The sequence below is a fragment of the Thiolapillus sp. genome (genome assembly GCF_048562965.1).
GTDB lineage: Bacteria > Pseudomonadota > Gammaproteobacteria > Chromatiales > Chromatiaceae > Thiolapillus > Thiolapillus brandeum_A.
The window spans coordinates 1-616 of record NZ_JBHNMF010001463.1; the positions used below are offsets into that span (position 1 = coordinate 1).

Below are 616 nucleotides of genomic sequence, written 5' to 3' on the forward strand. Positions count from 1 at the left end.
GTTGAGCCTTGATCTCAGCACGCAGCTTTGGTGTTGTACGGGCTTGTGGATGGATAACCATGGCGTTATGCTTCCTCCAGGTTTTGCGTGAGCCAGTAATATAATCACATGGTACCCGACAGGCAACGGTTTCCGCCTTGCTGTTGCGGCTGCGCAACCGCGCCTTGGCCCGTACGACTTCCTGAACGGCCTGATCGAGCGCCAGCTGCAGTTGCAGGATTCTGGAATGCCTTTCCGCCAGTTGCAGCTGCAGTTCCTGTGACTGTTTCGTCTGTGCGAGAGCTTCTTTTTTCAGCCTGTTGACCTGTGCCTTGAGGTCAGTGATTTCCTTTTCGGCAAGGGGGAGACGTGGATCTTGCTGCGGTGTCTGTGGCGGACATTCCGCCACTGTTCCCATTTCTTCAGGCGGACTGGCGCAACCAGCCAGCGCGAGCGAGGCGACAAGCAGGGGTGCAAACGCTGCCAGCCATGGAGAGCGAAGCGAAGGCTGGTAGTCCCCAGTAGCCGCGAGGCCGCACTGTTTTCCCGGCGTGCCTTGCGCCAGAGGGAAAACAAAGTAGGCCTCCGAACGCGGCGTCCAGTCATATGGGAGCCAAGTACGGAGCAGCAACGAGCT

The 616-nt window shown here is 58.3% G+C and carries 1 protein-coding gene; it reads right to left on the bottom strand.

The genetic code is table 11. The features are described from left to right. On the bottom strand, positions 1 to 616 hold a 616-nt coding region (locus tag ACOCD2_RS24955; RefSeq protein WP_419626353.1), incomplete at both ends, for a hypothetical protein.